Origin of the sequence: Pseudomonas sp. NFACC51 (assembly GCF_900103575.1) — a bacterium.
GTDB lineage: Bacteria > Pseudomonadota > Gammaproteobacteria > Pseudomonadales > Pseudomonadaceae > Aquipseudomonas > Aquipseudomonas fluorescens_Q.
On record NZ_FMXH01000002.1, the window covers coordinates 333,825 to 360,151 of the forward strand.

The window sequence follows — 26,327 nt, forward strand, 5'->3', positions numbered from 1 at the left end:
AAAAGCTTTTGGGTGGAACCTGGCGGCAAATACAGACACCATAGCCGTCATGGTTCATGAACACCGGAGTCCCAGCGTGGCGCAACACACTCCCGATCTTCCCCCCGAGCTTTTATCCCTGGCCCAGATGCCGCTGTTCAAGCGCCTGGCCGCCCGGCTCTTCGGCCATGGCCTGACACGCCTGCGAGCCCAACATCGTGCCTCCTGGTTGCATGGCCAGGCCGACGGTTTCCGCAGCGGTCATACCGCCGGTTTTGACTATGGATACAAGGAAGGCCGGGCCGAAGGGCTTGAGGAAGGCCGTCAGGTCCTGTTGATCCGTGATTCGCGCAGCACGGAGCATCCGGCACCGCAGGTCGATGATCTGCTGTTCGATGACTGGCGCCTGCCGCTGACCGCTGAGTTGAAGAAACGCATCAAGGCAGATGTCGCCCGATTGCTGCCGGTCCATGCACAACCGAGTGCCGCGCAATGGAAGATGATTTTCAGCGACACGCCCTCGACCTCGGTGATCGCCGGGGCCGGGGCGGGCAAGTCCACCACCCTGGTGCTGCGCATTGTGCTGTTGTCCCATTACCTGGGTTTCGAATTGGACTCGATGACCGTGGTGACGTTTACCCGGGAATCGCGTAAGGATTTCATCCAGAAACTGATCGAAGTGTTTGCCCTGTGGGGACGTACCGTCAGCCTCAAGGAAGCTCGGGACTTGGTGCGGACATTCCATTCGCGAATCTTGCCCATGGTCCGCAGCTTGCCCGGGTTCGAACGGCTCCAGGCGTTCGAGACCCTGAGCCATCGCGCCGAAGCGGGTGACGATGATGCCCAGGGCAATCCTTTTGATTTGCGCATCAATGACGCCCAGCGCCAGCAACTCAACGCCTGTTATTACAACCTTTACCAGCGTGACCCGCGTTTCCGTGAGCTGATCCTGCCGTTGTCCCGCCACGCGCTGCAGCTCAAGGAGCTGGAGCGCGATCACCCGGATGTACAAAAGCGGGTCGCCGTGACCGCGCTGGCAGCCCAGCGCGACGAAGAGTTGTGCGATGCCGTCGAAGACCTGTGGTTGCGCGCCGGTGCATGGCCGATCAAGGGTATCGAGCCGAAACGACAAACGTTCGAGATCAATGGGTCGACGTTCCACTGCCATGGTTACGCGCCTTCCCTGGATGCCTGGGTCATACTGGGGTTCGATCCACGGGAAGACGCCCGGCTCAGTCGTCCGGGCGCCAAGTTGAGCATCCGCGCGGAATGGGCGGTCAAGCGCACCCTGTTTCAAGCTTTCTGTCGTAAGCCACTGATATGGCTTGAAAGTTATGAGGCGTCAAAACGTGTATTAGCATCAATGGCCGGCGATGCCAGTGCCGGGCCAGGGTTCGATTACAAGGTCAAGGGCGAGCTGGGTTCGGCACCGTTGCTGGACTGCTTTGTCGCGGCGGCGGGCTTTATCGAGAACCTAGGCCTGGACGTCCCGGATGCCGTGGGTCGGATGTCCTTTGCCCAGGATGACCCCGATCGGTATTTCTTCGAGGCGCTGAGTCGCTACTGGCGGGCATTCGAAGACCATCTGCTCGACCAATCGCCGCCGGTCATGACCTACAACCGCATGTTTGCGCTGTTCAGCGAACACTCGCCGGAAAACTTCAAGTTGCTGGGGGATGCGTTGCTCCGGCCGCTTTCGCACCTGATGATCGACGAATTCCAGGACGTGTCGCCGCAGATCGTCTCCTGGCTGCGAGCCAGTCTTCGGGAAGTACGCAGCCGTGGTCCCGCGATGCACGTGGGGCGTGGCGCCCAGCGTTCTTCCTTGTTGTGTGTCGGGGATGATTGGCAATCGATCTATGGCTGGCGCGGCAGTTCACCGAGTTATTTCATGGCATTCAACCAGCAATTCCCGTCGCCGACGACGACCCGGGTCATGCTCACTGACAACTATCGCAGCCACCAACACATCATCGATGCGGCCGAACATATTGTTCGCGCCGCTGCGGCTATCCCAGGCAAGAAGGCCAAGGCCAGTGGCGTGTCTCGCTCGCTGAGCCCGGTCAATGTGTTGGATCGAGACGATGAAGGGCTGGCGCGGCGACTGGATGAGCACTACCGCAAGGGTGATTCGATCTTGATGCTGTATCGAAAAAGCAGCGATAAGCTATTGATAGAAAAGTATATTCAGCCAACAGTTAATGTGGATTCTAGCTTGCCGTGGGAGGCGAGGCGGCTCAGGCAGATGACTTACCACAGTGCCAAAGGGCTCCAGGCCGATGCGGTGTTCCTGCTGGGCGACTGCCAGCACCTGAGCAGTTCACCCTACAAGAACCAGGTCTACCGAATGGTCGGGCTAGGCAAGGACGGTGATGCCGAACCTTACGACTCGGCGCAAAAGGACGAAATCCTGCGCCTGGCGTATGTGGGCATCACGCGTGCGGTGCAGCACTGTTACTGGTACGTCGATGGCCAGGACGGCCAGGCGGCCAATGGGCCCAAGGCTTCGGATCGTATTGCCGGGGACAAGCCCTTTTTTGCTGACCATCGCCGGAGCGTGGCAAATGGCCGGCAAAAAGCCTGAAGCATGATGGCACCTTTGGATAAATGATCTACACCTATGGCAAGGGATTGCATTGCCAAGGTCGGCATGCGGTTGATCGATCGATCACCGCGCGAAATCTTCGCCACACTCCCTCGATATCGTTCCCACCCGGCAGCCAGAGCCAGGCCTGACCGTGCCCGCTTGGCGGGCGCCAAGGAGGTGCGTCACATCGCTGAGCGTGGACCGTGAGCAGGTCTGGCATCGTGCCAACGCCTGATAACAGAAGGAGGCCCTGCGCATCGCTCAACCCTTCGATGGGACGGCAGGCGTCTCCCGATAAGGAGATATCGATGAAGCATTTCCAAGGAAAGATCGTTGCACTACTGGCCCTGACCGGCACGTTGTCCATGGCTGGCGCCCAGGCCGGGACGTTCCCTGATTACGGCTTCGCGCCACCCAAAAGTTCGTATCCCTCCGCATTTTTCCGGCTCAGTCAGGACTACCCCATCGTGGCGCCGGGCCCGACTTCGATGCCGTCGTTTTTCAAGCACCTGCCCGCCAATTTCAGCAATGATTTTGAAAGCTGGCGCACCTATATGAACGAGGTAAAGAACTACTGCCTGGAGGGCAATACGGAAGTCGGCTGGAACGTGCAGAAAAACAAGGTTCGTCAGTGGTATCACATGCCTTGGCAACACTATGGCCCCAACGGTCGTGAAGCTATTCACGGGCTGACCAAAGAGGCGCCTATCCAGCCCAAACAGTTGGCGAGTACCCAAACCGTGAATGGCCAGACCTATGCGGTCGGCATCTATAACGATATAGGGGCGTACACCATCGGCCAGGTTTGGAAGGATCCGCAGAACCCTGACCCGAGCTACACCTCGCAACCAAAGGGATTTCCCAATGGCACAGTGGTGTGCAAGGCGTTGTTCGCAGACATCGATATCAGTACGGTGCCCTCGCTGGTCAATCCGGTACTTTGGAGTGCCTACACCACCAAGGACTTCTACTCAACCAAACGCGCCATCACCAAAGTCGCGTTGATTCAGATGGACATCGCCGTCCGGGACACGCGCGTCAAAGATACCGGCTGGTTGTTCGGCACCTTTCAGTACAACGGTGCGATGACCGGTAAATCGGGCTGGGACAACCTGGTGCCGGTGGGAATCATGTGGGGGAACGATCCGAAGGAGAACGGCAACGCGTTCACCAACCCGACGCCGACTGAAACCAAGATCAACCCGGCGCTGAAGCAGACCGCGATCAATGCCAACACCAAGGAGCTGCCACCGACCCACCTGGGCTGGAACGGCCGCCTCAACGGCCCCGTGGACAACCCTCAGGCCTCTTGCCTGAGTTGCCATATGACCGCCGAGTACCAGCAATTGGCGCCAATGAATCCGACCTTCCAAGCCAACCCGCCACCGGTGGGAGGCGAGGAATGGATGAAATGGTTCCAGAACATCCCGGCTGGACAGCCGTTTTCGCCGGGCACCCGCAGCACGGACTACAGCCTGCAATTGTCCGGCGCCCTGGCGAACTTCTATGAATGGAAATGCAACCACAGCGGAATCTATGCCGACGGCAAGAATGCTTGCGCCAAAGTCCAGCCCCTTAACCTGATGAAGGCGAGCAATGCGCCTGAACAAGAGGTGTTTAAAGTACAGCGCAGCCCTGAACTGGAAGAGCTCAAGTAGCGTGCCCCCGGCCTCGGACAAGCGCCGAGGCCGGACTTCCTGTGGGGGCGAGCTTGCTCGCGAAAAGGCCGGCACATCCAGCTTCGGTGTGACTGACCCGCCGTCATCGCGAGCAAGCCCGCTCCCACCGGGCCATGCGTTCGCTCAAACCAGGCGGCACCTAAGCCATCGGCGGCAACCGCCGCTTGACGGGCGTCTTCTTGACGATGGCCGTATTGGTCTCGGCGTGGACATTGAGTTTGTCCAGCAATGTATCCAGCTGTTCCATCGAGCGCACGTGCAGGCGGGCGATGAAGCAGTCGTCGCCGGTCACCTTGTCGCATTCGGTGAATTCAGCGATGGCCTGGATCTGCCGCTCCACTTCCTGCAACTGCCCCGGCAGCGGGCGGATACGCACGATGGCCTGGAGTTGATAGCCGAAGCACTTGGGGTCCACTTCGACGGTATAGCCCCTGAGCACACCACGTTCTTCGAGCCGGCGAAGGCGCTCGGCGACACTGGGGGAGGACAGGCCACTGAGGTTTGCCAGGGCCTTGAGGGAGCGTCGGGAATCTTCCATCAGGGCACTGATGAGGATCTGGTCAATATCGTCAGTCATTTCAACTCCATTAGGCGAATGTGTGAAGTTGCCTTGATAAAAAAGGTCGAATCGCAGTTTAGCCTTTTTCAAACCATGGAGAAGCCCCCCGACGGCTCGGCATACTGTGCCCACTTGCTGAAGGAGCCTGAAGATGGACAAGACCTTACGCCGCGGTTCGCTGGAAATGACTGCCGCCATGTTGATCTCCGGAACCATTGGTTGGTTCGTGCTGGTTTCCGGCCTGCCGGTGCTGGATGTGGTGTTCTGGCGCTGCGTGTTCGGCGCCGTGACCTTGCTGCTGATCTGCGCCGGTTTCGGCTTTTTGCGCCCCGGCATCCTCACCCGTACCACTTTCCTGCTGGCGGTACTCAGCGGTGTGGCGATCGTCGGCAACTGGGTATTGTTGTTTGCCTCCTATTCCCGCGCCTCGATTGCCATCGGCACGGCGGTGTACAACGTCCAGCCGTTCATGTTGGTGGGGTTGGCGGCGCTGTTTCTGGGGGAAAAAATCACCGCGCAGAAACTGTTCTGGCTGGCGGTGTCGTTTCTCGGAATGCTGGCCATCGTCAGTGCCCATGGCGAGCAAGGGCAGGGTGGCGATGATTATCTGCTGGGCATTGCCTTGGCGCTGGGGGCTGCGTTGCTGTACGCCATCGCGGCGTTGATCATCAAGCGCCTGACCGGCACGCCGCCGCATCTGATCGCGCTGATCCAGGTTAGCACCGGCGTGTTGCTGTTGGCGCCCTGGGCGAACTTCTCGGCGTTGCCGCAGCAAACCGAAGCCTGGGCCAGCCTGCTGACCCTGGGCATGGTGCACACCGGCGTGATGTATGTGTTGCTGTACAGCGCCATACAACGCTTGCCGACCGCGTTGACCGGTGCACTGTCGTTCATCTACCCGATCGCAGCGATCTTCGTCGACTGGTTCGCCTTTGGCCATCGCCTGGAGCCGCTGCAATGGTTGGGCGTGGCGGCGATCCTGCTGGCGGCTGCCGGCATGCAACAGGGCTGGGGCATCAAGTCGCGGCGCCCAGTCCTGTCGTAGCCCACCGTTCGGGCGTGGATCAGAAGATGTAGTCAGTGGTCAGGAAGTTGGAATCGCGCTCACGGATGATGTCGCTGATCAACGCCTTGTTGTTCTCCTGGAACTTGGTTGCCACCAGCGTGCGGATGGAAAAGGTGCGCAGTGCATCGTGGACCGACAAGGTACCCTCGGCCGAATTCTTCCGGCCATTGAACGGGAACGTGTCCGGGCCACGTTGGCACTGGGCGTTGATGTTGATGCGTCCGACCTGGTTGGCGAAGGTGTCCACCAGCTTGCCGACTTGTGCCGGGTTGGTGCCGAAAATGCTGAGCTGCTGGCCGAAGTCGGACTCCAGTACGTAATCGATGACGGTATTGAGGTCGCGGTACGGCACGATGGGCACGACCGGACCGAACTGTTCCTCGTGGTAGACCCGCATCGCTGTGTTCACTGGGTACAGCACCGCGGGGTAGAAAAACGAGCTTCGCGACTCGCCGCCATGGGCATTCTTCACTTCTGCACCTTTGGCGAGTGCATCGGCGACCAGCGAATGCAAGTAATCGACTTTGCTCGCTTCAGGCAGCGGCGTCAGCGCCACACCGTCCTCCCAGGGCATGCCAGGTTTCAGGGTGGCGAGCCTGGCGTTGAACTTCTCGATGAACGCCGGCGCCACATCCTCATGGACAAACAGAATTTTCAGCGCCGTGCAGCGCTGGCCGTTGAATGACAGCGAGCCGGTCAGCGCCTCGTTGACCGCGTTGTCCAGGTCGACGTCCGGCAGCACCAGGCCAGGGTTCTTCGCATCCAGCCCCAGGGCGGCGCGCAAGCGGTGTGGCCGTGGATGGAGCTTCTTCAGGTCACTGGCCGCTTTGTTGGTGCCGATAAAGGCGAAGATGTCGATCTTGCCGCTGGCCATCAGCGCGCTGACCGTTTCGCGGCCGCTGCCGTAGATCACGTTGATCACGCCCGCCGGGAAGCTGTCGCGGAAAGCTTCCAGCAACGGCCGCACCAGCAGGACGCCGAGCTTGGCCGGCTTGAACACCACGGTGTTGCCCATGATCAAGGCCGGGATCAGCGTGGTGAAGGTTTCGTTCAGCGGGTAGTTATAGGGGCCCATGCACAAGGCCACGCCCAGGGGCACGCGTCGGATCTGCCCGAGGGTGTCCTGTTCCAGCTCGAAGCGGCTGGAGCGCCGGTCCAGCTCCTTGAGGGCGTTGATGGTGTCGACGATGTAGTCGCAGGTGCGGTCGAACTCCTTCTGGGAGTCCTTGAGATTCTTGCCGATCTCCCACATCAGCAACTTGACCACGGCCTCGCGTTGCTCGCGCATGCGTGCCAGGAAGGTTTCCACATGGCGGATGCGCTCGGCAACGCGCATCGTCGGCCACTGGCCCTGGCCGCGATCGTAAGCCCGCACGGCAGCATCCAGGGCGGTGAGGGCGGTCTCGGCATCCAGCAGCGGCGTGCTGCCGAGAATCACTTGTTCATCGCCCAGCTCACCCGTCAGGTAAACGGGGCTGCGGACGACGGCCAGTGGCCCTTGCCAGGTTTCCAGGACGCCGTCGACCAGGTATTCACGCTGTTCGATCCGGCCTTCGAGGCGGTAGGCCGGTGGGATGTCGGTGGCGCTGGGAAAAAGGTTGGCGAGGAAGGGGACGGTGGTCATGTCGTTACTCCATCAATGAAATGAGCCAGGGCAGACGGCTTGCAGGTATAAATCGCTTTTAGCGTTATACGCCTTAATGGAGGTGTTTTTTAAGTGGCGGCAGTTTGCTTGTGCCGGACTTATGCAGGAGCCGCCTCGCTTCGCTCGACAGCTCCCACAGGCCCAGCCTTGGAAAGCGGTGGGCGTTATCAACGACTCACCAGCGCATCCGCACGCCCATGCTGGTAATGATGCCATTGAGGTCGTTGTCGTCGACGTCACTGCTGTAATCGGCGCTGACATACAGGCTGACCGCCGGCGTGACCCGGGCGACTAGGCCCAGGCCGACTTCGACGGTGGAGGATTTTCGGCTGCTGCTGATCTTGTCGACCTTGTCCAGGGACACCGTGCTGGCGTCCTGGACGGTGTGCCACAGGTTGGTTCGCAGGTAAGGCTCCACACCGAGGCCGTTGACCTGGTAGTTACCCTTGAGGCGTGCGCCAACGCGGCCGCTCCAACTGCTCAGTTCATCGCCGGTGCCGCTCTCGGCATTCGGCGTATCGAGGGTGATGCGCTGGTTGATCAGTTGCGCCTGGGGTTCGACCACCCAGTGGGTGCTGATGCCAATAGGGAAGCCACCTTCGACCGACAGCGTCACCGCATGGCCTTCGGTGGCCTGGCGCTGGCCTTGTTCGGTGCGGCTGTAGCCATTGATCCGGCCGCCGCTGGCGCTCAGGTCGACGTGCCAGCCCGCGGGGCCGGTCAGGCTCCAGTAGGCGCCGAGGCTCGAACCTTTCAGGTTGACGGCATCTTTGTCCGGGTCGGCCAGCGCGGGCATCACCAACAGGCCGCCGCCGGTTGAAGTGATCTGCTGTTGCCCACTGATCAGTCCCATGCGCTGGGTATGACCGTCGCCGTTTCGCACTGTGAACAGGGCGGGGCTTTTGCCGGAAGCAGGCTCACTTCCAACCAGTGCGGTATCGAGGTGGATGGATGATGTTCGGTCGTACCAAGGCTGCACGGTCTCTTCGGCAGGCCAGGCCTGGACCTCCATGGATGAAAGCAGCAGCAACGATGTCGAGACGGTATGGAAAGTGGTGGTGAGCGCTTGTGGACGGAGGGAAGTTTTCATGGGGGCCTGCCTTGCAATCGCATGCGTTTCTCGCTTTTTGGCGTCTCTCCTACCCCGAATGAGGGGCGACCGAATGGATTGAGGCAAGCCTCTGGCGGCCCGTGTTGGCGGGTTCCAGAGGCCTGCCCCTGACTGTATTTCCGGGGGTAGTACGGTGTAGTCAAGAAGACCGATGGCGGCGCGTCAAGAAAATGAACGATGAATGGCAAGATGAAATCAGCGCTAATAAAGCGCTGATTTCAATTGGTTATTGTGGTGGGTATTCGGGCGTCAAACCTCTGTCGTAGACCCTGCCTACCAACTGATCCGAAAACCGACGTTGCCCATGACACTGTGTTGCTGGTTGCTGTCGAGGTTTTGGCTATAGTTCGCGCCAGCGTACATGGCGACGCTGGGCGCCAGGCTCACGGTGACGCCAATCCCGAGGTCGCCGGTGGAGGCGCGCTGTTGGGTCTCGACCCGTTCGGTGTCGTCGAATATCACCGAGTCGGTGCCGGAAAACGTATGCCAGAGGTTGGCGCGCAGGTACGGCTCCACGGGCATGCCGCTGACCTGGTAGCGGCCCTTGAGGCGCGCACCGAGGCGGCCGGTCCAGGCACCGTCGGAATCGAATTCGACCTTGGAGACCCCATCGTTTTGCGTATCCAGGGAGACCTTTTGGTAGATGATCTGGGCCTGGGGTTCAAAGTCCCAGTCAGCGGTCACCTTGAAGGGGTAGCCGGTCTCCGCCGAAGCGGTCAAGGCGTGCCCGCGATTGTCGATTTTCAGGCCGCGCTCGGAACGGTTGTCGCCGTTCAATCGCGTGCCCATCACCACGGTGTCGACGTAGCCGCCGTTGGGGTCGGTGAGCGTCCAGTAGAGCCCGTAGCTGTCGCCGTCGAGTTCTATCTTGCCGGCGTGTCGGCCTTCGAAACCCAGGTTGAAGCCTTTGACATTGCCGTTCAATTCCGTGTGCCCGACGAAGAAGCCAATGCGCTGGGTCTGGCCGCCGGACAGAAGCGAACTGTATAGGTCGTTGCCCACCTGGAACCCTTTGATCGACCCATCGAACTGCGGCGTCACCGTACCGGCCCAGGTTTTATCCAGGTCTACGCCATAGACCCGACCCCAACCCGCGCCGAACGCGCCGGTTTCCGTGAGCAGGCGCTGGTCACCCTGGCGGTCATGGAACGTACCGAGGGCCATCAACGTCAATTGCGCCGCCGCCGGAGGCAGCACCGACCAGGTCGGCACTTCCGGGCGATACAACGGGATGGGGGCCGCGCCGGGCACTGCGGTTGGCAAGGGCGGTAGCGTCGGGACGGGGGGCGCGCCCGGCGCGGGGGGCGCCGTCGGGATGGGCGCCGCTACCGGTCCGGCGACCACGGTGGAGCGCAGGTACCAGTTGTTTTGATTACCCGTCACGCCGCCTTTGAACAGGCGGTAATCGAACGCGCCGGCCGAGACGGATTGCGCCAGAGAAAAGGCATCGATGCTACTGACCGCGCCTCCCTGGGCCTGGACCACTTCAATGCCATCCTGAGTCGTCAGTGCGCCCGTGCCGCCCAGGTTCGTGACTGTGATGGCGGTATTGCCGGTGAGCGTCCCGCCGTTGACCACCAGCTTGTCGCTGGCGGAGCCATCGGCGCCGATTGCCGTTTGCACGTGCAACTGGCCGTTGTCGCCGACGTAGTTACCCTGGACGGTGAGGGTATCGATGGTGCGGGTGTTGCCCTGGGTAAGGTCTATCGTGCCGGCATTGTTGAGCGTCGCCAGTTGACCGGCAGTAAAAGGGGCGACAACGCCTTGGGTCGCCGTCAGCGTGCTGCCGCTCTCGATGTTGAGCGTCCCTGTGCCGGTGGCGCTGTCACCCAACGTCAGCGTGTCATCAAGGTCCAGTTGCGAGCCTTGGGTGAGGTTGACCGTTTCCCAGTTGAGGTAACGGGCGCCGGTGCTGGAGGTGCTGCCTTCAAAGGTCAGGACGTCTTGGCCCAATCCGCCATTCACGCTGGGGGTGATGCTCAGCCCGGTCTCATCGAGGTTGCTCAACAGCGCCGTGTCGCTGCCGTCACCCATCAAAATAGCCGAGTGAATGAGGCCACCGCTCCACTGCAACTGGTCGTCGCCGGCACTGGCCCGGACCTCGCCGAGGATTTCGCCGCCGCTGACGGTAATGCTGTCGTTGCCGCCGCTGACGCTGACATTGCCGCCGATGCGTCCGGCGGAGAGGATGATGGTGTCCTGGCCGAAACCGGTCACCAGGTTGCCAATGATCTGCCCGCCTGACATATCGAAAACGTTGTCATCGAGCTTCATGTCGACCCGGCCGATCGTGCCGCCGGTCATCTGCGCAACGTCGCCGTCTTCGAACGCGTCGACGATGGTGCCGCCGGTCATCAAGAACGTATCGAGACCGTCACCTTGTGCCAGGGACAGGATCCTGCCGCCATTCATGATGAAGTCGTCCACGCCGGAGCCTTGCTGGACATCACCGTCAATCAAGCCGTTGGCATTGATCACGATGCGGTCGACGCCGGCACCGAATGTGACGTCGCCGCTAATGACACCACTGCCGTTGGCGGGCATGGTCAGGCTGTTGTTACCCGAAAGGTCCGTCAGCCCGGGGCTGGTGCCGCTGTCGCAGACATAAGCGTCATCGCCTGCGGTTGGCGTCAGCGTGCAAGCGGCCATGGTGGCCGGGACGGGTAACAGGAAGGGGGCTGATATCCACACAGCGTTGAACAGCCGATTGAATCCTCTATCGTGCCGAATCATGTGCTATCCCTCTGCATCGGCATCTCGTAAATGCCGGTTTCAGCATCGGTTGCACAACAGATGGCACACAGGGCCTGGCAACGCTCGCTGTATGGAATGGCACCCTAGCAATGAAAAACCAGCGTCGCTACTGTCAGAACTTACAGGTCCGCGGGCAGAAAGAGCAGAAAAGGCCCGCTCTACAAATTAATCCCGTTCACTTAAGGCCATCGACAAACCCGTGGCGAGGGAGCTTGCTCCCGCTGGGCTGCGAAGCGGCCCCTGAACCTGCCAAATGCGCAGCATCAGACACACCGCACCCGCCGGTTTACGACTGCTTCGCAGCCGAGCGGGAGCAAGCTCCCTCGCCACAGGTCCATCATTTTCTTAAGTGAACAGCATTACGCTCTACAAATGCACTTCCACCGAAAGCGGCAGGTGATCGCTCAGGTGCGTCCACGGTTTGTTGCCCAGGATTTGCGGGGCATGGCTGCTGGCGTTGCGCAGATAAATACGGTCCAGGCGTAACAGCGGGAAGCGGGCTGGATAGGTCCTGGCGGGGCGACCATGGTGGTGCTCGAAGGCTTCATGCAGATAGCCACGGCGGGCGAGGGCGAGGTTGCCACGCAGCTGCCAGTCATTGAAGTCGCCGGCAATGATCACCGGGGCGTCCTCGGGCAGCGAATCGAGCAGTTGGCAGAGCAGTTTGAGCTGCAATTGGCGATGGCTTTCCAGAAGACTCAAGTGCACGCAGATCCCATGGACAGCGGCGTGCCCGGGCACATCCAGCACACAGTGCAACAACCCGCGCCGCTCCGGGCCGGTGATGGACACATCGAGATTGCGAAACTGGCGGATCGGGTATTTGGAGAGCAGGGCGTTGCCATGGTGGCCATCGGGGTAGACGGCATTGCGGCCGTAGGCGAAGTCGCTCCACATGCTGTCGGCGAGGAATTCGTACTGGGATGTCTGGGGCCAGTTGTCGTAGCGTGACGCGTGTCGGTCATGTTCGCCCAGCACCTCTTGCAGGAACACCAGGTCGGCGCCGGTACTGCGCACCGCTTCGCGCAATTCGGGCAGGATGAAGCGACGGTTGAGGGCGGTGAAACCCTTGTGGGTATTGACCGTCAGGATTCGCAGCCGATGAACCGCCGCAGGCAGCTCCGATGGCATTGGTTCGACGGCCCGCCAATCGGGATCTTGAGTCACGTTCCCTCCTGAATCAGACGTACCTGTTCATGCGACTGACCCAAGGCGTCGGCAGTTCCGGATTTTTCGTGTCCTTGCCGAGCGCTATCGCGAGCTCGCTCGCGATAGCGGTGTATCCGAACCACCACCATCACGAACAAGCCCAGTTCCTACAGGCACGTGTTCAGATGAAGACAATCTCATACGGCATACCCATCCGATCCAGGATAACCCGGGGCACCAGCGGGGCGATGCCGCTCGCCGGTTCGCCGTTGAGTTGGCTGACGTAAGCGTACATGGCGTGACGCTTGCGGGCGGTAGTCCAGACATCCAGGCGCAGTTTACGGGCCCGGTGCCAGGGGATCTTATTTTGCTCACGGACCGGCCAGTGCCAGGCCCATACCGGTAGTTCGTTGAACGCCACCCCGATCCTGTCGGCGGCCAGGGCCCCGGCGCGCCCGACGGTCTCGTGGTCGCTGTCGCCATCCTGGCGCCAGGTGCTGAACACCACGTCACCGGGGCGCAGATGACGTGCAATGAAGTCGGTGAGCTCGGCCTCGTGTTCGGTCAAGGCCTTTTCCGGGAAGCCACCGCGTACCCATTGCAGGCCATGGGCTGCTATGCCCAGGCGATGCAGGGCGTCCACGCTTTCCTGCGGGTGAGGGCGGTGTGTACGCAGGCGCTCATCGGTCCACAACGGTGAACCGGGATGGATCAGGGCTCCATCGGAGACCGAGATCAGCAACATGGGCTGATCAAGATTGTTCAGCAACTGCAGCAATCCGCCACAGGCACCGATCTCATCACCCGGATGCGGGGAGAGGACGACCGCGCGGGCGCCGGCGGGAATGAGCGTCTGGGTACTGATAATCGGGATATCGGCCAGTTGCGCAGCGCTGTTCCAGATTTGCGGATGCTGCCGGCCGGGCAAGCGAGAGGCGGGTTTCATGAGAGACATCCTTGTGTGTATTCAATCTTTCAGCCATCTACCGGGCCTACTGTCCGATGACGCCCGCGTGGGTATGGCTGCGATTCACAGCGCTCCGAATCCTGGAGACTACCGCATGTGAAGTATTGACCATGTCGGCCGATTCGTCTTGCGAGATGTGTGTCTGAACTGCACTTTTTTCTTAAAACTGGGCTGTGTGCAGCGAAAAACCGCGTCCTTGCGGTCTCTCTGGCGGTTTACAACCGGTACTTCATTCCTCTTCTTCGCGTTGCAGCTCAAACAGCAGCAGCGAGCGCCCGGTGACGGAATATTCGGAATCGAAATCGAAGCGCTCTTGTCCTCGAACGGTCGGCTGGTTGGTGTCGACCATGCAGGTCCAGAAACTGCCCTCGGGGACTTCCGGCAAGCGGAAGTTGACGATGTCATGGTGGGCGTTGACCACCAGTAGCAGCGTTGCATCGCCGGCCTTGCGTCGAATGCCGGTCTCCTGGGCGCGGCCGTCCATCAGCATGCCGAGGCAGCGACCATGGCTGTCCTGCCATTGTTCAATGGTCATTTCGCTGCCGTCCGGGGCCAGCCAGGTCACGTCCTTGACGCCGATGTCCTCGTTGTAGTTACCCACCAGGAACCGCCCGCGTCGCAGGATCGGATAGGTCAGGCGCAACTTGATCAGGCGCTTGACGAACTTGAGCAGCGTCGCGCCATCCTCGCTCAGGTCCCAATTGATCCAACCGATCTCGCTGTCCTGGCAATAGGCGTTGTTATTGCCGTGCTGGGTACGGGCGAATTCGTCGCCGGCGACGATCATCGGCGTGCCTTGGGCCAGCAGCAGGGTGGCGAAGAAGTTGCGCATCTGCCGATGACGCAGCGCGTTGATCTCTGGATCGTCCGTCGGCCCTTCGACGCCATGGTTCCAGGACAGGTTGTTATTGCTGCCATCCTGGTTGTTCTCGTCGTTGGCCTCGTTGTGCTTGTCGTTGTACGACACCAGGTCATGCAAGGTGAAACCGTCATGGGCGGTGACGAAGTTCACCGAGGCGTACGGACGCCGACCACGCTGGTTGAACATCTCGCCCGAGGCCGTCATTCGGCTGGCGAAATCGGCAAGCTGGCCGTCGTCGCCCTTCCAGAAGGCCCGCACCGTGTCGCGGAACTTGTCGTTCCATTCGACCCAGCCCGGCGGGAAGCGTCCCACCTGGTAGCCCCCGGGGCCGCAGTCCCAAGGCTCGGCGATCATTTTCACCTGGCGCAGCACCGGGTCCTGGCGGCAGGCCACAAGGAAGCTGTGGCGCTCATCGAAGCCGTCATGGTAGCGGCCCAGAATGGTCGCCAGGTCGAAGCGGAAGCCATCGACGTGCATCTCCGTGGCCCAATAGCGCAGGGAGTCGGTGACCATCTGCAGAACGCAAGGATGGCTCAGGTCCAGGGTATTACCGGTGCCGGAATCGTTGATGTAGTAGCGTTTGTCGTCGGGCATCAGCCGGTAGTAGGAGGCGTTATCGATGCCGCGCATGGACAGGGTGGGCCCCTGTTCGTTGCCTTCGGCGGTGTGGTTGTAGACCACGTCGAGGATGACTTCCAGGTTGGCCTCGTGCAGGTGGGCGACCATCTCCTTGAACTCGGCGATCTTGCCGCTGGCCAGGTAACGTGGGTCCGGGGCAAAGAAGGCGATGCTGTTGTAACCCCAGTAGTTGGTCATGCCTTTGTGCAGCAGGTGCTGGTCATTGACGAAGGCATGGATGGGCAGCAGTTCCACCGAAGAGACACCCAGCTTGCGGATATGCTCCAGCACATCATCGACCATCAGCCCGGCGAACGTACCACGCAGGTTCTCGGGCACCGACGGGTGACGCATGGTGAGGCCGCGCACGTGGGTCTCATACAGGATGGTCTTGTCCCAGGGGACGCTGACGCGATGGTCGTGGCCCCAGGTGTGCGCAGGGTCGATGACTTTGCACTTGGGGACGAACGGGGCGCTGTCGCGCTCATCGAAACTGAGGTCGCCATCGGGATGGCCGATGGTGTAGCCGAAGAGGGCTTCCGACCACTTCAACTGGCCGACCAGTTGCTTGGCATACGGGTCGATCAGCAACTTGTTGGGGTTGAAACGGTGGCCGTTCGCCGGGTCGTATGGGCCGTAGACCCGGTAGCCATAGATCAAGCCCGGGTGGGCATCTGGCAAATAACCGTGGTAAATCTCGTCGGTGTACTCCGGCAGCTCGATGCGTTCGAGTTCGACTTCGCCGGCATCGTCGAAAATGCACAGTTCGACCTTGGTGGCATTGGCTGAAAACAGCGCGAAATTGACCCCGAGGCCATCCCAGGTTGCACCCAGTGGAAAAGGCAGCCCTTCACGAATCCGCGAAGCCTCGATCACGGGCGGCGGCGTGTTTTTTTTTGGACGGGTCATAGTTGCTCCTGCAAAAGACAGACAGATTCAGCGATGCGGTTCACTTGGGGTGGGTGGTTCCACCCTTCACCTGTGACGAGGGGATTTGTCCCCGCTATGCGGGACAACAGTTGTTTCTCTGTGGGAGCAAGGCTTGCCCGCGATGCAGCAATGCGCGCCTGCTGGAATCGAGGCGCCTGTTTCGCGAGCAGGCGTTGCTCCCATCTGACGAGGAGACCGATAGGATCAATCAAACAGCCGGCGGCTTGCGCGGTGCCCGGGGCTTCTTGTCCGCTGTTTTGTTGGCGGGTGGCACTACTGCTGCAGTCGCTGCGGAGGGTTTGGCCGCAGGCTTGGCCTTGGGGGACGTGTTTTTTGCGGCAGTCTTGGCCGTGGCGCTTTTGGCGGCAGCAGGCTTGGCGCCATCGGTTTTGCTGGCCGCGGATTTGCTCGCCGCCTTGGGTGGCTTGCTCGGCGCCAGCGCTTCGGCTTCGGCCAGTTTGCGCGCCATCTCCCAGTGGCGTTTCTCCTGCCCGGCGGGCTTACCCTCGGACTCCCAGATCTGATAGGCGAATTCGCGAATGCGTTTATCGTCGGTACTCATCGCAGTGCTCCTGATTCAACTCAAGGTTGGATAAAGACATTGACCGGGAAATTCCCCAGAGCGGTGCTGATCAGCAGCTCCCTTTGGGGTGTGACTGTTGTGCTTGAAAAAAGTCCCTTCAGTTTTTCATCCCCGGCGGCGAACGGTAACGACACACGGGTATCGCCCCAATCCGACGCAGCCACCAGCGGCGTGGCACTGTTTTCCAGCAACGGCGCCGCATGGACAGGTACAACAATGATCGCCCGTTGTTGCGAGTCTTCACGCATGAAGGCCAATACTCGCTCCGCTTGCTCGCCGAGCACTTCCAGCGGCTGGTAGCGACCCTGGCGCCATAGCAGCGGATACTCGGCTCGCACGGCCAGTGTCCTGGCGATCAATGCCTGTTTGATCCGGCCGTCACGCCAATCGCGAATCAACGCGGCTGGCGTGCTGTCGGCCCCTAACGCCTCGCGGCGTGTCTGGAAATCCACCGGACGGCGGTTATCCGGGTCCACCAGGCTGAAATCCCAGAACTCGTTGCCTTGGTACAGGTCCGGTACGCCGGGTACGGTCATGCGCAGCAAAGTTTGCGCCAGACTGTTGAGGGCGCCCGCCGGGGCGATGGCCTGGACCGCCTCGGCGATGGCGCTGCGCAAGGGCAACCCCTCATCGCCCAGCAGTAACCGTTCGAGGAACATCTGGGTGGCTTGCTCATAAGCGTCGTTGACCGCCGCCCAGCTGCTTTGCAGCTTGGCTTCGCGCAGGGCCTTGCGTTGCCATTGCCACAGGCGCTCGTTGTAGGCGGCCAGGGCTTTGTGGTCCTGGAGGTCGAGGTCCAACGGCCAACTGCCGAGCAGGGCCTGGTACAGAATCAGTTCATCCCCGGCCGAGGGCGCCGCCGGGTCACTGTGCAGCGAAGGCGAGAGGATGCGCCATTGCTCCACGCAGGCGGTGTACCAATCGGCGCGTTCGCTGAGCACGGCCAGCCTGGCGCGGGTGTCTTCGCCGCGCTTGTGGTCGTGGGTGGCGGTGGTGATCAGGTTGTCGGGGAAATGTTCGAGTCGATCGAGGCAGGCGTGGTGGAACACCTGAGGCGGGGCGCTGAAGCGCTCGGTGTCATAGCCCACGTCATTGCGTGACAACAGCACCGCCGAGCGATAGAGCGCGGTGTCCTCCACCGCTTTGGCGGCGGCCGGCGAGGTCAGTTGCTGGAAACGCACGCAGGCATGGCGCAGGCGTTTACGCTGGTTGCCGCGCGGACGTTGCCGCCAGGGCATCCCACCGAGCCAGCCGGCCAGGCAATCGATCACCGGCCAGTCAGCTTCGCTCAGGGTTTGCCGGGCGCCTTCCAGGGCATGGTTGAAGAAGACCTCGTCTTCGGCCGAGCGCCCCAGGGGTGTGATGTAGGTGCGATACACCGGAAAGTGCACGATCAGTTCCTGCAAGGCCCGCCGAATTGCGCCCAGGGTCAGGTCGCGGGTCATCACATCGTCACGGGCCACTTGCAGCAAGGCCTGGGCGACGCTTTCGAAGTCTCCGGCCAGGGAGCCATTGAGAATCTGCTGGCGGGCCAGGCGGGCTTCTTCGATGAAGTGCGCTGGCCGCTCACTGTTCCGGCTCCAGAATTCGGCGAGGGGGGCGGCACCGGCCGGGTCATGCTGCAGCAGTGAGACCTGGTTCATGAACTCGTAGCCGGTGCTGCCGTCGATGTTCCAGTCCTGCCGCAACGTCTCGCCATCGCCGAGGATCTTCTCGACGAAAATCGGCAGGTGCCGGGTCGGCGACAGCGAATCGACGCGCCTGCGCAATTTGCGGCAGTAACCGCGAGGGTCGGCAAGGCCGTCGATGTGATCGATCCGCAGGCCGTCCACCAGGCCTTCGCCGATCAATTGGAAAATCTTGGCATGGGTCGCCTCGAATACCGCCGGACGCTCGACCCGCAGCCCACCCAGCTCGTTGACATCGAAAAAGCGCCGCCAATTGATGTCGTCCGCCGCCGTGCGCCAGCTGGCGAGCCGGTAGCTCTGGCGCTCGAGCAGTTGGTGCAGGCGCTCGAAGCCTTCGGGTTGAGTAGAGTCGTAGCCGTCCAGGTTGTCCTTGATGGCGGCGAGGATGCCCTCTTGCGCCGCCAAGTCCTGCAATTCTTTTTGCAACGGGCGGGCGAGGGTATGGGCATCGGTCTGGTAATTCAGCGTGGTGAAGCGCTCGGCCAGGGCCTTGAGCGATTCGGTTTGCTCGGCGGGCAAGGTTTCGCTGGGTTTGAGCAGTTCGCCGTAGTGCATCGGGCAAATCGGGAAGCGGTGTTCGTAGTGCTCGACGTAGAAGCTGCCTTGGCTGGCATCGAAGTGCAGTTGCAAGGTGCCTTCCTGCAACGCCACGCCGTAGTCGCTGCCCAAGAACGGCAGCAGCAATTGGCCTTCCATCAGTGGATCGGGGGAATGCCACTGGATGTCGAAGAACTCACCGTAGGGGCTCAGGCGCCCCCATTCCAGCAAGTCCAGCCACCAGGGGTTGTCGTTGCCGCCGACGGCCATGTGATTGGACACGATGTCGAGGATCAGCCCCATACGATGTTCGCGCAAGGTCGCGACCAGGCGCTTGAGCGCGGCTTCGCCACCCAGTTCAGGGTTGACCAGGGTCGGGTCGACGACGTCGTAGCCGTGCATGGACCCGGCGCGAGCCTTGAGCAGCGGCGAGGCATACAGGTGGCTGATGCCCAGCGAGGCGAAGTACGGCACCTGGGGGATGGCGTCGTCCAGGGTAAAGCCTTTATGAAACTGCAGGCGCAATGTTGCCCGCAGGGGTTGGATCAACGTCTGTTTCATCGGTCACGCTCGTTCGCCTGAAGCCTGGCACAGGCGAGTATTTCCAGACGCCGGGCAGCGTCCGGGTGATCCAGCAACGCCTGGCTTTGCCCGGACAGGCGGCGGCGCCAATTGGGGTGGGTGTCGATGGTGCCCGGCAGGTTGGCCTGCTCCTCGATCCCCAGGGCGTCTTCGAGCGGCAACAACACCAGCGGTGCGCGGGTGTGACCGAGGAAGCGCACGCTGGCATCGAGCACCTGGTCGGTCTCGCGGTGTTCTTCGCGAAAGTTCTGCGGGTCCTGGTTCAGCACGTGGCGCAGGCCTTCGCGTTCGCGCTCGCGGTGTTTGCGCCAGTCCATTTCGGTGTGGGAATCGATCAGGTCGAGCCGGGCGTTCCAGTCGATGTCGTGACCGTGCCACCAGCCATTGAGCGTCGGCAAGTCGTGGGTGCTGGTGGTGGCCAGGGCATTGTCCGGCCAGTCGAGAATTGGCTTGAAGTGGGTGTTGTCCTGTTCGAACAACAGCACGCGCATGCCCAGGATCGAGCGGGCGCTGAGCTTGTCCCGCAGGCCATCGGGCACGGTACCGAGGTCTTCGCCGAGCACGATAGCCTGATGACGATGGGATTCCAGTGCCAATAGACGCAGCAGGTCGTCTACCGGGTAATACAGGTAGGCGCCATCGCAAGGTGGAGCGTCGTTAGGGATCACCCACAGTCGTTGCAAGCCCATGACATGATCGATGCGCAAGCCTCCGGCATGGGCAAGGTTGGCCCGCAGCATTTCAATGAAGGCGCGAAAGCCGTTGCGCACCAGGCCTTCCGGGGAAAATGCCGAGATGCCCCAACCTTGGCCGGAGCGGTTGAGAATGTCCGGCGGGGCGCCCACAGTCAGCGAGGCGAGCAGTTCGTCCTGCCGGCTCCAGGCCTGGCTGCCACCGCCATCGGCACCCACCGCCAGGTCGGCGATCAGACCGATGCCCATGCCGCTGGATCTGGCTGCGCTCTGGGCGCGCTCCAGGCAGCGTGCGATCAACCATTGGCAAAAAGCGTAGAAGCCGATCTCATCGGCATTTTCCTCGGCGAAATGGGCCAGGGCGGGGCTGCGCGGGTCGCGCCATTCTTCTGGCCAGTGGCGCCAGTCGAGGCTTTCCCCCCGGGCGGCGCGTTCGGCCTGCAAGGCCTCGAAGCGGCAATGGTTTTCCAGGGCTTCGCCGCTGGTGTGGCGGAAACTGCTGAAGTCCTCATGCAACGGATGCTCACCCTGGCTGAAGCCGTCGTACAGGGCACGCAGGATTTTCTGTTTGGCCTGGGCGGCGACCGGCCAGTCGATCAGCGGCTGCTCTTCCAGGGTGCGCAGTTGATTGGTCAAGCCAGTGGCGTCGATGGCGGTGCGCAGCGCACGTTCACCAAGGATGGTGCCCGGCGCGGCGTAAAGGCTGTTGAAAAACAGTCGGCTCGACGGTGAGTAGGGGCTGTAGCGCCCGGTGTCGCTGCTGAACATCGCGTGCATCGGGCTGATGGCAATGGCCTCGGCGCCGCGCTCGCCGGCCACCCGCGCCAGCTCCTCCAAGGCCTGGGTGTCACCGAAGCCACCGTCACCGGGGCGGCGCAGGGCATACAGTTGCGCGCTCAGGCCCCAGGCCCGGGGCGTCGGGTCGTCCACTGCATCGGCCACGCTGTAGCAGCGGGCCGGCGCGACGGCCAGGGTGAAATGCTGGTCCTGGATGCTGACATGCTGATAACCCACCGGGACCATCCCCGGCAGCTTGGCATCGGCATCGAGGTTCAAATTCAGTGTCGCACCCTCTTCGAGTTTGATTTCGCAGGGTGTCCCGGCCTCGAAGTAGCGGCTCAAGTCCAGGCTGACCCCGACGTCGGCGGTGATCAGCGGTGGCAATTGATGGTTCTGTTGAGCTTCCTGCAACTGCAGCAGGCTGGCGTCGATTTCCTGGGCGCTGCCGGCCGGATGGCCCAGGCCGCTGAGGACCGAACGCAAGACCGCCGGCGAGACTTTCTGGGCCCGGCCATTGGCATCGATCCAATCCACCGCCAGGCCCGCTCGGCTGGCGAGGATTTCCAGTTGCGCATCGCTCATAGGCGCTCTCCAGTGATGTTGGGCAAGGTTGTCGCCTGCGTCAGACTGACCAGCGCGCTGTAGGGCGCAAGGACGCCCTGTTGCAACAGACCCATGACCTGCTGCGGATGTTCGAAAAGAATGCGTGCCTCTTCCGGGGCATTGTGTTCGACGGGCTGGTCGCCGAGGTTGAAGTCGATGCGCAACACGCTGCCATCGCCCAACCGCCAGCGTGCGCTGATGGCGCCATGGCCCAGCACATCGGTCCCCAGGGCCTGGGCACCGGGCAGGCGCGGGACGATCTCTTCACGGCGGATTTTCAGCAGTTGCCGATACAGCGCCTCGTTGGCCTGTTGCTCCGGGCCTTGCGATTCCAGGCTTGGGCGTGACGCCTCGAAGGTGCTGGCGGCGTTGGGGTCGGGAATGCGTTCGCGCTTCTGTGGATCGGCAAAGGCGGTGAAGGCCTTGAACTCGTTGCGTCGGCCTTCGCGCACCTGCTCTGCCAGCTCGCCGTGGTGGCTGGTAAAGAACAGGAACGGTTGTTCGGCCGCCACCTCGTCGCCCATGAACAGCAGCGGAATCATCGGTGATAACAGCAACAAGACTGTCGCTGCTTGCAGGGCCTGGGGCGCGGCGAGCTGATGCAGGCGTTCGCCCAGGGCACGGTTGCCGATCTGGTCATGGTTCTGCAGGAACAGCACGAACGCGCTCGGCGGCAGGTGGCCGCTGGGCTCGCCCCGGGCTTCGCCATGGCGATTGAGATGGCCTTGGAAGACGAAGCCCTGGCTCAGGCAACGTGCCAGTTGTTCGGTCGGCTGCTCGGCATAGTCGGCGTAGTAGGCGTCGGTCTCACCAGTCAGCAGCACGTGCAGGGCATTGTGTCCGTCGTCGTTCCACTGGGCGTCGTAGACATGCTCCAGCAGGTGGGCCTGGTTGTGTTCGTTTTCCACGGTCAGCCAGACATGCCGGATCGGGTCCACCTGCTCGCGCACCCGGGTCGCCAGTTCCTGGAGAAAGTCCGGGTCTTCAATGGCGTGTATCGCGTCCAGGCGCAGGCCGTCGAAACGGTACTCCAGCAGCCACATGAGCGCATTGTCGATAAAGAAGTCCCGCACTTCGCGGCGGCGGAAATCAATCGCCGCGCCCCAGGGCGTGTGCTTGTCTTCACGGAAGAAGCCCTTGGCATAGCGGTGCAGGTAGTTGCCGTCGGGGCCGAAGTGGTTGTAGACCACATCCAGGATGACGGACAGCCCATGGCCGTGGGCGCTGTCGATCAGGTGCTTGAGCTGTTCGGGCGTGCCGTAGGAGGCCTGGGGCGCGTAGGGCAGGACGCCGTCGTAGCCCCAGTTGCGATCACCGGGAAACTGCGCCAACGGCATCAGCTCGATGGCGGTGATGCCCAGCCCGGCCAGGCGTGCCAGATGCTGTTCGACGCCGTCGAAACCACCCAGGGCGCCCACGTGCAATTCGTAGATGACGGCTTCGTGCCAGGGGCGACCGGACCATTGGGTGTGTCGCCATGAGTAGGCATGCGGGTCGACCACCACGCTGTGGCGGTCGATGTCGCCGGCCTGGGCGCGCGAGGCCGGGTCCGGCACCTCCAGCTCGCCATCGATGTTGTAGCGGTAGCGGGTGCCGGCGGGGCAACGGGTCTGGATCATGAACCAGCCGTCGGCTTGGGGCAGTAGCGGTATTGAATCTCCAGTGTCGAGCTCGACACTGACAAAAAATGCATCCGGGGCCCAGAGGGCGAAGCGGGTGTGCTCTTCATCCAGCATGACCGCCCCGTGGGTCCATGTCTCAGGCGTCCTTGACGTCATTGTTACCTCATTGTCTGGCCGATTTTCCCAGTGACTTAGCCACCAGCTGTTCGTAGAGTTCGGCATAGGGTTCCACGGCCTTGCACCAGTTGAACGGCGCCGACATGGCCCGGCAGCGCATGGCGTTGAGCAGGTCGGGGAACTCGAAGACCTTGAAGGCCCGGCTCAAGGCCTGTTTGTAGCTTTCCGCGGTGGACTCATCGAACAGGAAACCGGTGATGCCATCTTCGATGGTGTCCGCCAACCCTCCGGTATTGCGCGCCACCGGCAGCGAGCCGAAGCGCTGGGCGTACATCTGGCTCAAGCCGCAGGGCTCGTAGCGCGACGGCATGAGCAGGAAGTCGCTGCCGGCGAACATCCGCCGCGCATCGGTTTCGTTGAAGCCGATACGCACACCGATGCGTCCGGGGAAACGCAGGGCCAGTTCACGCATGGCCTGTTCTTCCTCCGGTTCGCCACGGCCGATGATGGCGATCTGGCCGCCGGACTCGACGATGAACTCGGCGACCGCTTCGGTCAGGTCCAGGCCTTTCTGGTAGACCAGGCGCGAAACCACGGCGAACAGCGGGCCAGTGGAGTCGTCGAGGCCAAAGAGTTCGCGCACATGGGAGGCATTGACCGCCTTGCCTTCCCAGTCGCCCATGGCGAACTGACGGAACAGGTGGGTGTCGGTGGCCGAGTCCCAGCTTTCATCGATACCGTTGGGAATGCCGCTGAGCAAGCCTTGTTGGGTCTTGGCAGCGAGGAAACCGTCGAGCCCGCAGCCAAACGCCGGGGTGGTGATCTCCTGGGCGTAGGTGGCACTGACGGTGGTGATATGGCTGGAGTACGCCATCCCGGCCTTGAGAAACGACAGTTTGCCGTAGAACTCCATGCCTTCCTGTTGCAGGGCGTGCTCGGGGATGCCCAGTTCCGGGCAGGACGCCAGGCTGACCACGCCCTGGTAGGCCAGGTTGTGAATGGTAAACAGGGTCGGGGTGCGTTGCCCGCGCCAGTGCATATAGGCCGGCGCCAGCCCGGCTGGCCAGTCGTGGGCGTGGACCAGGTCCGGGCACCAATGGATCTGCGCGAGGTTGGCGGCAATGTCGGCCGCGGCCAGGCCCAGGCGAGCGAAGCGAATGTGGTTGTCGGGCCAGTCGCGACCGTTGTTGGCTCCGTAGGGGGAGCCTTCGCGGGCAAAGAGTTCCGGGCAGATCAGGACGTAGATCACCAGGCCGTCGGCCATGTCCATGCGCCCGATCTTGCAGGGCGGCAGTGCTGCGTGACCGCCCAGTTCGCCGATGATGTGGATCGGATTGCCGCTGTTCATCACTTGCGGATAACCGGGGATCAGCACCCGGACATCATGCAGCCCGGCCATGGCCCGGGGCAGTGCGGAGGAGACGTCGCCCAGGCCGCCGGTCTTTACCAGGTCGGCGATTTCCGAGGTAACGAATAATACTTTCTTGCGGTTGGGATTCTGTCGAACGACGGGGAGCAGTGCCTTGCCGCCGGTGGCCAGCACCGGTGCCGTTGGCGATTCGGCCGCGGGCGGTAATTGAGAACGAACTTGTTGTGGTTCCAAGGCAGCACTGATCATAAATATCTCCCATTTTCTCGATCTGTTTCCGGCAAGCGCCAGAGCTGTTGTTTCATTGGCCAAATCCTGCGGCCAGGCGCACAAGCGCTACGCAAGGAAAGCGAACGGCTACCCAATGCGGCGAAGCGAATCAGCTGAAGGAGCTGTTGCAATGACTAGTGCAAGGACTGCACCAGTCGCGGTTGCCCTACCTCTAACCTGACCTGTCGCCGTTGCGAAAAGTTTCGACTTTTTTTCGTCTGGATGACCGGTTGGTTTTCCCCCCGGTTAGGCAGTCTAGGTCAGAACGTAGAGCGGTGCGGCTCGGTTCGTCGCATTGTCCGACAATCACGGTTTTTGTCGGCAATCTCTTACATGACAAAGGGGGATACGCACCGACGAAGTGCAGTTTTCTGAAACCAGAGGGGTGTATGGGAACGGCGTTGTTTCATCGGCGTGCGCGATGGAATGGCGGGGTGCACCATTGGAGGGCGGGTGGTATAGAGGCGTTTTAATGGCCAATAAAACACAATGTCTCCTGTGGGAGCGAGCTCGCGATAGCAGTGTGCCAGTCACCGAACTTGCAACTGATCCGCCGCTATCGCGAGCAAGCTCGCTCCCACAAGGGAAGGTGTGTTGATGCTCTAGGTTCAGCCTGCTGGCGTCAGTAACCGGATCGGCTGGCCCGCCGCCCAGGCCAGCAGGTCTTCGATCATCAGCGAATAGAACCGCTGGTAATTCTGTCGGCTGACATAGCCCACATGCGGCGTGGCCAGTACGTTATCCAGGGTTCGGAACGGATGGGCGGCGGGCAAAGGTTCCTGGGCGAATACGTCCAGGGCGGCGCCGGCCAGGCGCTTGTGCTGCAGCGCGTTGATCAGGGCGGTTTCATCGACGATCGGCCCGCGGGAGGTGTTGACCAGCAGCGCCTCGGGTTTCATCCAGGCCAGGGCCTGGGCATCCACCAGGCCGCGGGTGCGTTCGCCGAGCACCAGGTGGATCGAAAGAATATCGGCCTGCTCGAACAATGCCTGTTTGCTCACATACGTCACGCCCACTTCGGCGGCGCGCTCGGCGCTGAGGTTCTGGCTCCAGGCGATGACCCGCATGCCAAACACCTGGCCAAACTGCGCCACCCGTGTACCGATGCTGCCCAGGCCGAGGATCGCCAGCGTCTTGCCGTGCAGGTCGCCGCCCAAGCCTTGCTGCCACAGGCCGGCGCGCAGGGCGTTGGCTTCCTGCATCAGGTTGCGGGTCAGGGCCATGATCAGCGCCCAGGTCAATTCAGGCGTGGCGTGCTTGTAGCTGTCGGTGCCGCATACCTGGATACCCAGCTCAGCGGCAGCCTTCAGGTCCAGGGCGGCATTGCGCATGCCGCCCGTGAGCAACAGCTTCAGATTGGGCAAGCGACGCAGCAGGCCTTCGTCGAACAATGTGCGTTCACGCATCACGCAGATCACCTCGAAGCGCTGCAAGCGCTCGGCGAGGGTGTCGCGGTCAGCGGGATAGTCATGGAGAAACGTCACCTGGCCGACGCTGTCCAGCACCGACCAGTCCACAACGTCGCGTGCCACATCTTGCCAATCGTCTATGACTGCTATTTGCACCGCCATGGAACAC

At 61.8% G+C, this 26,327-nt stretch carries 16 protein-coding genes; 3 read left to right on the top strand and 13 right to left on the bottom strand.

All coding sequences use genetic code 11. The features are described 5' to 3' along the window. Positions 1-76: 76 nt before the first annotated feature. Together BLT00_RS05535 and BLT00_RS05540 are read left to right on the top strand one after the other, a co-directional pair. Positions 77-2,563, top strand: coding sequence for a UvrD-helicase domain-containing protein (locus BLT00_RS05535; RefSeq protein WP_092143132.1), 2,487 nt, complete (start codon positions 77-79; stop codon positions 2,561-2,563). Positions 2,564-2,874: 311 nt separating this feature from the next. Continuing rightward, entirely contained in the window at positions 2,875-4,224 is a 1,350-nt protein-coding gene (locus tag BLT00_RS05540; RefSeq protein ID WP_092143135.1) for a hypothetical protein, read from the top strand. 160 nt (positions 4,225-4,384) lie between these two features. On the opposite strand, the gene BLT00_RS05545 is transcribed toward BLT00_RS05540, so the two are convergent. Continuing rightward, on the bottom strand, positions 4,385-4,822 hold the full coding sequence (locus BLT00_RS05545; RefSeq protein WP_003202176.1) for an Lrp/AsnC family transcriptional regulator: 438 nt from the start codon (positions 4,820-4,822) through the stop codon (positions 4,385-4,387). Positions 4,823-4,955: 133 nt separating this feature from the next. On the opposite strand from BLT00_RS05545, the gene BLT00_RS05550 reads away from it, so the two are divergent. Beyond that, positions 4,956-5,849, top strand: coding sequence for a DMT family transporter (locus BLT00_RS05550; protein WP_063321161.1), 894 nt, complete (start codon positions 4,956-4,958; stop codon positions 5,847-5,849). Between the two features lie 19 nt (positions 5,850-5,868). On the opposite strand, the gene BLT00_RS05555 is transcribed toward BLT00_RS05550, so the two are convergent. The 12 genes from BLT00_RS05555 to BLT00_RS05610 all read right to left on the bottom strand — a co-directional run bounded on the left by BLT00_RS05555 (position 5,869) and on the right by BLT00_RS05610 (position 26,320). Next, on the bottom strand, positions 5,869-7,494 hold the full coding sequence (locus BLT00_RS05555; RefSeq protein WP_092143139.1) for an NADP-dependent glyceraldehyde-3-phosphate dehydrogenase: 1,626 nt from the start codon (positions 7,492-7,494) through the stop codon (positions 5,869-5,871). A 196-nt stretch (positions 7,495-7,690) separates the two neighbouring features. Further along, the gene (locus BLT00_RS05560; RefSeq protein ID WP_092143142.1) at positions 7,691-8,605 is read right to left on the bottom strand and encodes an autotransporter domain-containing protein; all 915 of its coding nucleotides are present in this window, start codon (positions 8,603-8,605) and stop codon (positions 7,691-7,693) included. A gap of 294 nt (positions 8,606-8,899) precedes the next feature. Continuing rightward, positions 8,900-11,359, bottom strand: a complete 2,460-nt coding sequence (locus tag BLT00_RS05565) for an autotransporter family protein (RefSeq protein WP_092143145.1) — start codon at positions 11,357-11,359, stop codon at positions 8,900-8,902. A gap of 387 nt (positions 11,360-11,746) precedes the next feature. After that, positions 11,747-12,511 carry an endonuclease/exonuclease/phosphatase family protein gene (locus BLT00_RS05570; protein ID WP_219737683.1) on the bottom strand — a complete coding sequence of 255 codons (765 nt, stop codon included), beginning with the start codon at positions 12,509-12,511 and terminating at the stop codon, positions 11,747-11,749. 199 nt (positions 12,512-12,710) lie between these two features. Continuing rightward, on the bottom strand, positions 12,711-13,475 hold the full coding sequence (locus tag BLT00_RS05575; protein ID WP_092143148.1) for a PIG-L deacetylase family protein: 765 nt from the start codon (positions 13,473-13,475) through the stop codon (positions 12,711-12,713). A 250-nt stretch (positions 13,476-13,725) separates the two neighbouring features. Further along, positions 13,726-15,885 (bottom strand): glycogen debranching protein GlgX, encoded by a 2,160-nt coding sequence (gene glgX, locus BLT00_RS05580; RefSeq protein WP_092143151.1) that lies wholly within the window; start codon positions 15,883-15,885, stop codon positions 13,726-13,728. A gap of 229 nt (positions 15,886-16,114) precedes the next feature. Further along, positions 16,115-16,468 carry a DUF2934 domain-containing protein gene (locus tag BLT00_RS05585; protein WP_092143154.1) on the bottom strand — a complete coding sequence of 118 codons (354 nt, stop codon included), beginning with the start codon at positions 16,466-16,468 and terminating at the stop codon, positions 16,115-16,117. 20 nt (positions 16,469-16,488) lie between these two features. Beyond that, a complete protein-coding gene (locus tag BLT00_RS05590) occupies positions 16,489-19,275 on the bottom strand; it encodes a malto-oligosyltrehalose synthase (RefSeq protein WP_092143157.1) in 2,787 nt (928 codons plus the stop codon). Continuing rightward, positions 19,272-21,350, bottom strand: coding sequence for a 4-alpha-glucanotransferase (gene malQ / locus BLT00_RS05595; protein ID WP_092143160.1), 2,079 nt, complete (start codon positions 21,348-21,350; stop codon positions 19,272-19,274). Before malQ ends, BLT00_RS05590 begins: the two co-directional genes overlap by 4 nt. Beyond that, positions 21,347-23,149 (bottom strand): malto-oligosyltrehalose trehalohydrolase, encoded by a 1,803-nt coding sequence (treZ, locus tag BLT00_RS05600; RefSeq protein WP_072345971.1) that lies wholly within the window; start codon positions 23,147-23,149, stop codon positions 21,347-21,349. Before treZ ends, malQ begins: the two co-directional genes overlap by 4 nt. Before the next feature lie 7 nt (positions 23,150-23,156). Beyond that, complete coding sequence (glgA, locus tag BLT00_RS05605; protein WP_092143163.1) at positions 23,157-24,728, bottom strand: glycogen synthase GlgA; 1,572 nt, start codon at positions 24,726-24,728, stop codon at positions 23,157-23,159. A gap of 629 nt (positions 24,729-25,357) precedes the next feature. After that, positions 25,358-26,320, bottom strand: a complete 963-nt coding sequence (locus BLT00_RS05610) for a D-2-hydroxyacid dehydrogenase family protein (RefSeq protein ID WP_092143166.1) — start codon at positions 26,318-26,320, stop codon at positions 25,358-25,360. Positions 26,321-26,327 lie beyond the last annotated feature (7 nt).

Coding starts and splice junctions, on each gene's coding strand:
- BLT00_RS05540 (WP_092143135.1), top strand. CDS start 2,875: ATGAAGCATTTCCAAGGAAAGATCGTTGCACTACTGGCCCTGACCGGC.
- BLT00_RS05545 (WP_003202176.1), bottom strand. CDS start 4,822: ATGACTGACGATATTGACCAGATCCTCATCAGTGCCCTGATGGAAGAT.
- BLT00_RS05550 (WP_063321161.1), top strand. CDS start 4,956: ATGGACAAGACCTTACGCCGCGGTTCGCTGGAAATGACTGCCGCCATG.
- BLT00_RS05555 (WP_092143139.1), bottom strand. CDS start 7,494: ATGACCACCGTCCCCTTCCTCGCCAACCTTTTTCCCAGCGCCACCGAC.
- BLT00_RS05560 (WP_092143142.1), bottom strand. CDS start 8,605: ATGAAAACTTCCCTCCGTCCACAAGCGCTCACCACCACTTTCCATACC.
- BLT00_RS05565 (WP_092143145.1), bottom strand. CDS start 11,359: ATGATTCGGCACGATAGAGGATTCAATCGGCTGTTCAACGCTGTGTGG.
- BLT00_RS05570 (WP_219737683.1), bottom strand. CDS start 12,511: ATGCCATCGGAGCTGCCTGCGGCGGTTCATCGGCTGCGAATCCTGACG.
- BLT00_RS05575 (WP_092143148.1), bottom strand. CDS start 13,475: ATGAAACCCGCCTCTCGCTTGCCCGGCCGGCAGCATCCGCAAATCTGG.
- glgX (WP_092143151.1), bottom strand. CDS start 15,885: ATGACCCGTCCAAAAAAAAACACGCCGCCGCCCGTGATCGAGGCTTCG.
- BLT00_RS05585 (WP_092143154.1), bottom strand. CDS start 16,468: ATGAGTACCGACGATAAACGCATTCGCGAATTCGCCTATCAGATCTGG.
- BLT00_RS05590 (WP_092143157.1), bottom strand. CDS start 19,275: ATGAAACAGACGTTGATCCAACCCCTGCGGGCAACATTGCGCCTGCAG.
- malQ (WP_092143160.1), bottom strand. CDS start 21,350: ATGAGCGATGCGCAACTGGAAATCCTCGCCAGCCGAGCGGGCCTGGCG.
- treZ (WP_072345971.1), bottom strand. CDS start 23,149: ATGACGTCAAGGACGCCTGAGACATGGACCCACGGGGCGGTCATGCTG.
- glgA (WP_092143163.1), bottom strand. CDS start 24,728: ATGATCAGTGCTGCCTTGGAACCACAACAAGTTCGTTCTCAATTACCG.
- BLT00_RS05610 (WP_092143166.1), bottom strand. CDS start 26,320: ATGGCGGTGCAAATAGCAGTCATAGACGATTGGCAAGATGTGGCACGC.